Annotated in this window: 7 protein-coding genes and 1 rRNA gene; all 8 read left to right on the top strand. The window is 37.5% G+C overall.

From position 1 onward, the window contains the following. The first annotated feature begins 28 nt into the window (after window positions 1-28). On the top strand, window positions 29-790 hold the full coding sequence (locus T498_RS0100040) for a hypothetical protein (RefSeq protein WP_028234140.1): 762 nt from the start codon (window positions 29-31) through the stop codon (window positions 788-790). Window positions 791-807: 17 nt separating this feature from the next. After that, a complete protein-coding gene (locus tag T498_RS0100035; protein WP_028234139.1) occupies window positions 808-3093 on the top strand; it encodes a hydratase in 2286 nt (761 codons plus the stop codon). A gap of 18 nt (window positions 3094-3111) precedes the next feature. Further along, window positions 3112-4419, top strand: coding sequence for an AI-2E family transporter (locus T498_RS14385; RefSeq protein WP_051524506.1), 1308 nt, complete (start codon window positions 3112-3114; stop codon window positions 4417-4419). A gap of 104 nt (window positions 4420-4523) precedes the next feature. Then, the gene (locus tag T498_RS0100025; protein ID WP_028234138.1) at window positions 4524-7397 is read left to right on the top strand and encodes a hypothetical protein; all 2874 of its coding nucleotides are present in this window, start codon (window positions 4524-4526) and stop codon (window positions 7395-7397) included. Between the two features lie 25 nt (window positions 7398-7422). Next, window positions 7423-9321: a 1,4-alpha-glucan branching protein GlgB gene (gene glgB, locus T498_RS0100020; RefSeq protein WP_028234137.1), complete on the top strand. Its 1899-nt coding sequence runs from the start codon at window positions 7423-7425 to the stop codon at window positions 9319-9321. A 52-nt stretch (window positions 9322-9373) separates the two neighbouring features. Further along, a complete protein-coding gene (locus tag T498_RS0100015; protein WP_028234136.1) occupies window positions 9374-10600 on the top strand; it encodes a DUF5711 family protein in 1227 nt (408 codons plus the stop codon). A 7-nt stretch (window positions 10601-10607) separates the two neighbouring features. Further along, window positions 10608-11279, top strand: coding sequence for a CvpA family protein (locus T498_RS0100010; RefSeq protein WP_028234135.1), 672 nt, complete (start codon window positions 10608-10610; stop codon window positions 11277-11279). A gap of 422 nt (window positions 11280-11701) precedes the next feature. Continuing rightward, window positions 11702-11980 (top strand): 16S ribosomal RNA (locus T498_RS0100005); the annotation flags it as partial.

Here is an 11980-nt window from a genome sequence, read left to right as displayed (position 1 = left end):
TTAATTATTTATAGAAAAGGATAAATATATGGGCGCACAAGATAGAACAGAAAAAGTATTAAGAGATATGCATGTGCTATTTTCAAAAGCACAGCCTTATGAAGGCAGCACAAGAAATGTCATTGTCAACAAAAACGAAATGATGGATCTTTTAAAAGAATTAAATGCTTGTATGTACGATATGATGGAGGAGCATGAGCTTACTGTCAAAAGTCGTGATAAGGCCAATCGTGAAATGCAAAAGCAGGGAGATGACATTGTATTTGAGGCAACAAGAAAAGCCGAGGATATCTATGCTGCATCTTTAATGTATACAGATAACGCTCTTGATTCTATACAAGACATTATAAAAGAATCCCAGGATTCTATTACTAAGATATACGAAGAAGCAACTAAGAAAATTAAAGAAGAAGCAAAATCAGTTAAAACTAATCAGTTGGAATTAAAGAGTCATCTAGGTGATTTGATTGATACTCAAAAATATCTGAGATTAATTGATGAAGAAAACATGCGAATCCGCAAGGAAAAAGAGGAGGGCACAGAAGAAGATTTCGATAGTGCTCCAAAATATGCAGCTCCTGAGATTCGTATTGATAAAGATTATTTTGCACGTGCCGGTCTTGAAATAGACGAGGATTTAGATCAGCCTAACGAAGAAGAAAATGAGGAAAATCTCATATCTTCAGAGGATTTAGATGCCGAGTATTTTAAGTGGCAAGAGGAGGAGAATACAGAACCTAAGAAACCTGAAAAGAAAGGCCTTTCCGGTCTTTTTGGATTAAAGCACTAAAAAAGGAGAATTAAGGAATGAAGCTTTACAACAACGGAGTATACCTAGTTAATGGCACACAGATCGTTGAAGACGGTCACGAGGCAGCTGCCGCTATTAAAGCAGCGACAGGCCTTGACGTTACTAAAGAACAGGCACATCAGGCAACTATGGCTTATGGCATTTTATCTGATCACAACACATCAGGTAATATGAACAATTTGCAGATTAAGTTCGACAAACTTATAAGCCATGATATCACCTATGTAGGAATTATTCAGACAGCAAGAGCTTCAGGCCTTGAGAAGTTTCCTATTCCATACTGCCTTACAAACTGCCACAATTCACTTTGTGCAGTAGGTGGTACTATCAACGAAGATGATCACATGTTTGGACTTACATGTGCAAAGAAGTACGGCGGAATCTATGTTCCACCACATCAGGCTGTAATTCACCAGTTTGCTCGTGAAATGATGGCCGGAGGCGGCAAGATGCTTCTTGGTTCAGATTCACACACAAGATACGGAGCCCTTGGAACAATGGCTATGGGCGAAGGTGGCCCAGAGCTTGTTAAGCAGCTTCTTAATCAGACATATGACATTGCTATGCCAGGCGTTATTGGCGTATATATGACAGGTACACCAAGAAAGGGTGTTGGTCCACAGGACGTTGCACTTGCTATTATCGGAGAGGTATTCGATAAGGGATACGTTAAGAATAAAGTTATGGAGTTTGTAGGCCCAGGTGTTGCCAACCTTTCTATGGACTTCAGAATTGGCGTGGATGTTATGACCACAGAAACAACATGCCTTAGCTCAATTTGGACTACAGATAAAAAGACTGAGGAATTCTACGAGATTCATGGTCGCAAAGAAGAATATAAGGAGCTTAACCCAGGACAGGTTGCTTACTATGATGGCATGATTGAGATTAATCTTGATGAGATTAAGCCTATGATTGCTATGCCATTCCACCCAAGCAACACATACACAATCGAAGAATTAAATGCTAATCTTATGGACATTCTTGATGATTGCGAGAAGCGCGCAAAGGTTTCTCTTGATGGTCAGGTAGAATTCTCGCTTAAAGATAAGGTTAGAAACGGAAAATTATACGTAGATCAGGGTATTATCGCAGGTTGTGCTGGCGGTGGATTCGAAAATATCTGTGATGCAGCAGATATCCTCAGAGGAAGCAGCATTGGGCCAGATGAGTTCACTCTTTCTGTATATCCAGCATCTACACCTATTTATATGGAGCTTGTTAAGAACGGTGCAGTTGCAGACCTTATGAGCACAGGTGCTATCGTTAAGACAGCATTCTGCGGACCTTGCTTCGGCGCTGGTGATACACCATCTAATAACGGCTTCTCAATCCGCCACTCTACTAGAAACTTCCCTAACCGTGAAGGTTCTAAGCTTCAGAATGGTCAGATTGCTTCAGTTGCTCTTATGGATGCTCGCTCAATCGCAGCAACAGCAGCAAATAAGGGATTCCTTACAGCAGCAACAGATATGGATGTTGATTTCAGTAAGCCAAAGTATCACTTTGACGGAAGAATTTATGCTAACCGCGTATTTGATTCACATGGAGTTGCTGAACCTGAGACAGAGATTCACTTTGGTCCAAACATTAAAGACTGGCCAAAGATGAGCGCTCTTCCAGAGAATTTATTCCTTCAGGTTGTTTCAGAGATTCACGATCCTGTAACTACAACAGATGAGCTTATTCCTTCAGGTGAGACATCATCATATCGTTCAAATCCACTTGGACTTGCTGAGTTTACACTTTCTCGTAAGGATCCAGAGTATGTTGGACGTGCAAAGAATATACAGAAAGCTCAAAAGGCGCTTGAGGCTGGCGAGTGTGCAGGAGAAGCAGTTCCAGAATTAAAGAAAATTGTTCACAAGGTTAAGGAGACGTATCCAGATGTTAACCATGATAACTTCGGTGTTGGTTCTACTATCTTTGCTGTAAAGCCAGGTGATGGTTCAGCAAGAGAGCAGGCAGCTTCATGTCAGAAGGTTCTTGGTGGATGGGCAAACATTGCCAATGAATATGCCACAAAGAGATATCGTTCAAACCTTATTAACTGGGGTATGCTTCCATTTGTAATTCCAGAAGGAGAGCTTCCATTCAAGAATCTTGATTATATCTTTATTCCTGGAATAAAAGAAGCTGTTGTAAATAAGGCTGAGGTAATTAAAGCCTATGTTGTAAAAGAAGAAGGTCTAAAGGAGTTTACAATGACTTTAGGCGACCTTACAGATGATGAGAGAGAGATTATTCTCAAGGGCTGTTTAATAAACTACAACAGACAATAGTTGTGATAGGAGGCTGTTATGCCAGAAGATAACGAAAAAAATGAACAAAAGGCATTAAGAAGAAAGCTGTGTAGCTATGTATTTGCAACCTGTGTGACGATTTCATTTTATTTTCTACTAAGAAATAGTAGAAGTGTATCTATGGCATTGAATCATGTAAATAAAGTTATTCAACCGATTCTTATTGGATTCGTCATGGCATTTTTGATGAATCCAATAATGGCCTTTTTTGAAAAAAGACTGTATATGCCATTTTCTTTAGTATGTAAGACGGATAATGGAGTTAGAAAGGCAAGTAGAGCTTTATCGTCAATCATTTCCCTTGTTATTTTAACGGGAGTGGTAATGTTTATTATTGCATCGATTTTGCCAAATCTCTTTAATACCATACTTTACCTTGCTAATCACATTGAAGAACAGATTGCAGGAGTATTAGATTGGTGTAATGACATTACTAAGGGACAATACGAAGAAGTCTTAATGAAAGCAAAAGACAATAATATTGGTGATTTGGTTGATCAGGGACTTGTTTTGGCTGACCAATATATTGATTACGACACTACTGATATGATGTCTATGATTACTAGCAGTGTTTTATCAGTTGGTAAATTCATTGTAAACATAGTCATCGGAATGTTTGTTTCTGTATATGTTTTGATGTCAAAAGAGACATTTAAGGCTCAGGCTAAAAAGCTTGTATGTGGACTAGTTGCACCTAGGTATTCAAACATAATTCTTGAAATCACAAGGAAATCTACAGAAATATTCTATGGCTTTATCATAGGAAAAATTATAGATTCAATCATAATCGGAATAATATGCTATATCGCTTGTTTGATCATGAGCATGCCATATCCAGTGCTTATATCAGTAATTGTAGGTGTAACAAATGTTGTTCCGGTATTTGGTCCATACATAGGAGCTGTTCCAACAGTATTTATTGTTTTCTTAACAGAGCCAGTAAAGGGTATATATTTCTTGATATTTATCCTGATATTGCAGCAGATTGATGGAAATATTATAGGGCCAAAGATTTTAGGTGGCTCTACAGGAATATCATCATTCTGGGTAGTATTTGCAGTAGTAGTAGGTGCCGGATTCTTTGGCATTGGAGGAATGATTATTGCTGTGCCAATAGTTGCAATTATTCATTACATTGTAGGTAGAGCAGCCACATATTTGGTATCAAAGCGCAATCTTCCACGAGATACTGGCGAGTACATATTGATGGATTATATTGATTTAGCTACCAATAAACTTGTAAAACGTGAGGATAAAGCTTTTAAAAGGACAAACCTCAATTTTCACCTAAAAAAGAATAAATAAATCAATCAAAAACCAGGATTTTTTCCTCCTGGTTTTTTTGATTTTAAAGAAGACCTATGTTAAAATCCTTATAACTATAAGTATGACTTTTGGAGAATAATTTTGTGGAAAAAATGGAGTATCGTACTAGAATCGAAGAGATGAAAAATCTCGTATCAAAAAATAAGTTTGCAGATGCAATGAATGTTGCTGATACTATAAACTGGCGCAAGGTTCATAATATAAACGACTTAATTGCAGGAAGTGAATCATATGAGACTTGTGGAAAAATCGAAGAGGCAAGAGATTTATTATTAATTGCCCACGAGCGTTCGCCAATAGGCAGAATGATTCTATACAAGCTTTGTATGATTTCTATCAAATTAAGAGATATAGATGAAGCCCAGGAGTATTACAACGAATTTGTTCAAATTGCACCTCATGATAGCTTAAGATATATCTTAAAATATAACATCAATGTAGCAAAGGGCGCGGATAATGCTACTCTTATTAAAATCCTTGAACAATTAAAAGAAAGTGATTTTATCGAAGAGTGGGCATACGAGCTTGCTTATCTTTACCACAAAACCAATCAAGGTGATAAATGTATCGCATTATGTGATGAAATCATACTTTGGTTTGGTGATGGTCCAGTAGTTGAGAGAGCTCTTGAATTAAAAATGCTCTATCAGCCTCTTGATAAAAGTCAAGAGGATAAATACCGTAATTTCCAGCAAAAGAAAGACGGTATTACAGAGATTTCGCCTCAAATTATTGCTGAATCAAGTAGTGTGGTTCCAAACATTAAGCAGATTCAATTGCCAGAAGGTCCAGAACGTTTTGACACAATAAATCTTCAGGCAGAAATAAAAAAGAATATTGATGAAATCATGAAAGCTACTGATACTGGAGAGGTATCAGAGAATATTGATGCAATTAAAAATCTTGTTGAAGAGATACCTTATCTTCAGGTACCGGAAGAGCCAATTGAAGAAGAAACAGAAGAGTTCTCAATCAATGATACATTCCAGCAATACCTCGAAGAAGGCTTTGATGGTCAAATCAGTCTAAGACTTACAGATGACAGTACAGAGACAGAAGAACAAATCGAAGGTCAAATGACAATCGAAGATGTTTTGGCTGAGTGGGAAAAGACAAAAAGAGCAGCTGAAGCTGCCATGGAAGATGCAAAGTCAAAAGAGCTTGAAAGTGCACGTGCAAAGGCATTAAGAGAGGCAAATAGTGTTTTAAATCGACTAGAAGGAGCTATGTCAAAGCTTGATGCAGGTGTAAGCCCTCAAGACCTCTTAAAAGAAGAATATTTGTCAAATGAATCTACAGCAGATGCAGCAGCACCTGTTGAGGCTATTGAGTCTACTGAAACAGAAGAAATTGTTTTACCTGAGCTACCTGAGGAGCCAGAGGAAATAGCTTCTGAAGAAGTAGCAATAGAAGAAGACATACCTGAGGAAGAAATCGAGACTAGCGATATTCCTAAAGATGAAGAAATAGCAGACTTAGAAGAAAAGGCTACGGAACATACAGGATTTGCTATTCCAAAGTTATCTACAGATGGTATGCAGCAGGGATTGGTAGATATTCCAGTAGTTAGTGCAGCAGAGGCTGCAGCGGCAGGAGCAGAAATTGCAGCAGCTGGGGCTCTTATGCATGGCGCAGGTGTTTCATTAGGAGATACTACAAGCTGGGAGCCACCTGTACTTGAGTCCGAGGAGGACCAAGATGAAGTAGACTATACAGAAGCATCACAGATGATTGCAGATATGAATAGTCTATTGCAGAAAGAAATCGATAGGTTAACAGTTCCTAAAAAGGAAGATGAGCCAGAATTACCAACTATCCAAATGCCAGAAGGCTTGAATGAAGAATTTGTAGAGGATTCTTCCGAAGATGTTTCTGAGGATATTGATGAGGCACCACAATCTCAGCAGACTATCGATGATGATTTTGAGCTTCCACCAATCATTATTCCAGAGGATATCCTTAAAGAGATGTCTGGTACATCTTCATTTGATGCAGAAGAAATTCCTGTGGAAGAATTAGAAGCTCCTGTTCAAGAAGAATACGTTGAGCCTGAACAGTATGCAGAGCCATACATACCGGAGGTTTCGGTTGAGGAACCAATACCACAACAGGTAGAAATAGAACAAGAGCCTGTTCAGCAGGTTATGCCTGAGGTAAAGCCTTATGTACCAGAATCAAATCATGAAGCATTTACCTATAGAGAAACCACGGTAGTGGATCTTGAGGAAGAAGATTTAGATATATTCTCTTATTTCTTACCAATCGACGGTATGAAGGAGAGTATTGTACGTGCCATCGCAGGAACAGCAGAGCATCTTAGACATCCTGGTGACAATGGCGGAAGCATTGTTATTGTTGGTGAGCCTGGATCTGGAAAGACACAGATGGCAACCAGCATCATAAAGGTTTTACAGAAAAAGGTTGGCTATCCAAAGGGTGGAATAGGAAAGATTTCCGGCGAAAAGCTTAATGAAAAGGATATACAAAAGCTTTATGCCAAGATCCAGGGTGGTTGCCTGATTATAGAATCAGCTGGAGGAATCTCAAAAGAAACAGCAGTTACTTTATCATTATTGATGGAAACAGATGATTCCGGAACAATTATTATCATTGAGGATAATAAAAAGGGAATCGATAAGGCTTTAATGAGGGATGGTTCCTTTGCAAAGCGATTTACAGAAAAGATTGTTATACCAGTATTTTCAATTGATGAGCTGGTTTCATTTGCTAAGACATATGCATTAGAAGCTGGTTGTACTATCGACGATATGGGAATACTTGCGTTATATAACAGAATAAATCTCATCGGTCGATATGACCACGTCACCACTGTTAAGGAGGTAGCAGAGATAATGGACGATGCCATTGAAAAGTCTACTAAGGGTGGATTTTTCAATAAGCCAAAATACGACAAGAATGGCAACGTCATTTTAAAGGAAAAGGATTTTGATAAGTAATTTATTTAAAAGGGGAATGAAGTATATGAGCAATTTTACAGACTTAGATGCCTACCTTTTTGGGCAGGGTACTCACTATGACATCTACAAGAAATTAGGCGCACACAAGGGTAAGCACGGAAAGGAAGAGGGCTTCTATTTCGATGTCTGGGCACCACATGCAGCAAGTGTTGCAGTAATTGGTGAATTTAACGGCTGGAACGAATCCAGCAATCTTATGCATAGAGTTGAGCCAGCGGAGGTTGGAGTATATGAGACATTTATTCCAGGCGCAAAGGAAGGTCAGCTATATAAGTTTTTAATCTATACAGAAGATGGTACTAAACTATATAAAGCAGATCCATATGCTAGTTATGCAGAAGTCAGACCTGGTACAGCATCAAGACTCTACGATACAAGTAAATTTAAATGGACAGATCAGGCATGGATGAAACAGCGTAAGTCTCACAAAGAGTTTTGGGAGCAGCCAATGGCCATTTACGAGGTGCATCCTGGTTCATGGAAACGTCATCCAAGACCAGAAAACGATGGTTTTTACTCATATAAGGAATTTGCTCATAGCATAACAGAATATGTTTTGGATATGGGGTACACTCATGTGGAGCTGATGGGAATATCAGAATATCCATTTGATGGTTCATGGGGATATCAGGTTACAGGTTACTATGCACCTACATCAAGATACGGTACACCTGATGATTTCATGTATTTAATCAATTATCTCCACAAAAATGGAATAGGCGTTATTTTGGATTGGGTACCAGCCCACTTCCCAAGAGACGCCCATGGATTGGCAGACTTTGATGGTCAACCTTTATATGAATATCCAGACCCAAGAAAGGGTGAGCATCCAGACTGGGGCACAAAGATATTCAATTATGGTAAGACAGAAGTTAAGAATTTCTTAATTGGTAGTGCTTTACAGTGGATTGAGCACTATCACATTGATGGACTTAGAGTCGATGCAGTTGCATCAATGCTTTATTTGGATTATGGAAAGCAGGATGGACAGTGGGTTGCCAATGAATATGGCGGAAACGAAAATCTTGAAGCTATAGAGCTCTTTAAGCACATTAATACGCTTATTAGAGGCCGTAATCCAGGTGTTGTAATGATTGCCGAAGAATCAACAGCATGGCCAAAGATTACAGGTGATGTTGAAGATGGCGGTTTAAATTTCTCATACAAATGGAACATGGGATGGATGCATGACTTTATTGATTACATGAAGTTAGATCCATACTTTAGAAAAGATAACCACAATAGAATGACTTTTGCTATGAGCTACAATGAGGCTGAAAGATATATTCTAGTGCTTAGCCACGATGAAGTAGTTCATTTAAAGGGATCTATGCTTGCAAAGATGCCTGGTTTAGAGCTTGATAAATATAAGAATCTTATGGCTGGATATGCATTTATGATGGGTCATCCAGGCAAGAAACTGTTATTTATGGGTCAGGAATTTGCTCAAGGCACTGAGTGGAGTGAGGCAAGAGAGCTTGATTGGTATGTTTTGGAAAATCCAAATCATAGACATGTAGCAACAATGTTTAAAGAGCTTCTTCACATCTACCGTCAGTATCCAGCTATGTACGAGCAGGATGTATCATGGGCTGGCTTTGAGTGGATAAATGCTAATGACAACTATAGAAGCATATTTAGTTTTATAAGAAAATCAAAAAGTGGCAAGAATAACATGCTGTTTGTTATCAATATGACACCTATGAGATATGACGATTATAAAGTAGGTGTACCAGAAAACAGAAAGCTAAAGTTATTGCTTGATAGCGAAGAAGAGAAGTTTGGTGGTCCAGGAAGTATCATCGAAAAGAGTTACACACCTGAAAAAGCTGAATGTGACGGCAGAGAGTACTCAATCGCATTCCCTGTTGCACCATATCAAGTAGCTATTTTTACATACTAAACATATGGGCTGTGAAAGCAGCCCATTATTTTTTAAGTAGGGCGCAGTTATAATGGAAGAATTTAAAATAATAACTTTACCAAACAAAAAAGATAATGAAGACGAAAAAGAAGAAAAAGTAAAGGTCAAAGAAGAGCGAGTTAAGATGGATGACGACTACAATCCACCGAAAAAGCGCTACTTCTTTATATTTTTGCTTTTATTAATAATAGTTGTATCTATACTTACAATTAGAATAGTAACCACCTATGACGACTATGAAGTTGAAAAGACTTGGGAACGACAGGATTCAGCTGAAAGCCATTACCTTAGCTATAATAACAATCTAATAAAATATAGTGCAGATGGTATTTTTTATACAAATTTCGATGGAAGCTTAATATGGAACTATACATATGACATGGTAGATCCAAGCATTGATATATGCGATGATTACATAGTTGTCTATGATAAGAAAGGTTCAGAGGTCGACATTTTTTCAACAAAAGGGTTTGTGCGCTCTATATCAACCACTACGCCGGTAATTGAAGCAAAAATAGCTTCTCAGGGAACGGTAGCGATGTTGCTGCAAGAAGGCACAACAAGCTACATACAAATGTATGATAGAGATGGAACATTACTGGTTTCGGGAGAAATTCATCCTGAAAATAGAGGATTTCCTATATCCATGGCGTTATCATCAGATGCAACAAGACTATTGCTTTCTATAGTTAATATCGATGATGGAGAAGTATCTTCTGAGCTTGTATTCTATGATTTCACAAGTGCAGGAAAAAAAGAGCAGGATAATATAGTTGCGACATATCAATATATTGGAGCTCTTATTCCAAAAGTAGATTTTGTAAAGAACAATAAAGCTATAGCTTTTTCAGACTCAAGGGTAATCATTTTTAACAATAATACAAAGGCTACAGTAGCTAAGGATATATCAGTTGGAATAGAAATGAAGAGTATCTTTTACAACGACACACATTTTGGATTTGTATGCGAAAAAGCATTAGATAATGGAGAAGTTGTAAATGAACTAAATGTATATAATCTTTATGGATTTAAATGTGTTTCAAAAGAAATAGCTAATAGTTATCAGGATGTAACTATTTTGGATAATAACGAAGTATTCATTAATAATGGAAATGAAGTGGCATTATATAATTTGCAGGGATTTGAAAGATTCTCATACACATTTGATGAATCAGTATATAGCATTATTCCGGCAACCACATCTAGAAGATACTATGTAATTCAAGAGAACAAGACAGAAGAGATATACTTAAAATAGGTGTAAGATGGAAATTAATTATCTATTGATAGCAATAATCATAATATTATTAATATGTATTATTAGAGGCGCTACAAAGGGCATGCTACGGATTATATTTGGTCTAGTATCATGGATTTTCTTAATATGCTTTGTAAATTATGGAAGTGAGTTTGTATCGGGCTATATATCTACAAGTACAGCATTACCTCAAACAATACAGACGAATATAGATAATCATTTACATGAGAGATATAGAGTATCTGAAGAAGAGGAGGCTGGATCTGGAGAAGATGCAGTCATGAAGATAGTACCAGCAAATATTAAAAATAAGGTATTAGAATCTGTACAGACATCTATAGACATGACGATTAGTTTAATTGCTACAGAATTAGCATTGGCAGCGATTAAGGGCTTTTCTACTATATTATGCGTAGTTGTTGGTGTTTTGTTGATATTTATATTGGATAAAATAATAAAAGCTATTGGATTTGTTCCTGGAGTAAAAGATGTAAATCGCCTATTAGGTATAATAGCTGGCCTTATAGAGGGATTACTAATTATATGGCTTTTGATGTTTATTGCTGATTGTTTTCCTACATCTAGCATAGGCAGGTTTGTAAGGGAGAATGCTCAGAGTAACCAAGTAATATATTGGGTTTATAGTAACAATGTAATTGAAAGAATTATCGGAATATAAAGATAATAAGTTTTTTTCAAAAAAGTGTTGACGAAAACGGTTACGGATGATATTATATTTTTCGTTCCGCTAAGAGCGGTAACCACTTAGAAAACAGTGAGTTTTCTAAAAAAGATTTTGAAAAATAAATCAAAAAAGTTGTTGACAAAAAGCTGACATCGTGGTAGTATAAACGAGTTGCTGCTGAAGGCAACAACAAAGTGAAGATTGATAACTGAACAGTGAAACAAACCTTGAATTAATACAAGTTTTTAAAACATGTATCCTTGAAATTCATTTAGTTTCTAAGACGAAACAAAACCTTTATTATATGAATATGAATTTTGAAACTTGATTTCAAAATTCGTGTTCTAGTAAGAATCTTTGATTCTTACATTTACAGTAAACAAGTCAGTTTTATACTGATTCGGAATTAAACTTTTTAACATGAGAGTTTGATCCTGGCTCAGGATGAACGCTGGCGGCGTGCTTAACACATGCAAGTCGAACGAAGCAATTTATCACGATCCCTTCGGGGTGACGATTTATTGACTGAGTGGCGGACGGGTGAGTAACGCGTGGGTAACCTACCTTGTACAGGGGGATAACAGTTGGAAACGACTGCTAATACCGCATAAGCGCACGGCATCGCATGATGCAGTGTGAAAAGTTTTTCGGTATAAGATGGACCCGCGTCTGATTAGCTAGTTGGTGAGGTAACG

The organism is Pseudobutyrivibrio sp. MD2005, from assembly GCF_000621865.1.
In the GTDB taxonomy this organism is placed as follows: domain Bacteria; phylum Bacillota; class Clostridia; order Lachnospirales; family Lachnospiraceae; genus Pseudobutyrivibrio.
Note: the sequence above shows the minus strand (reverse complement) of the source record. Positions and strands in the feature narration are given on the sequence as shown.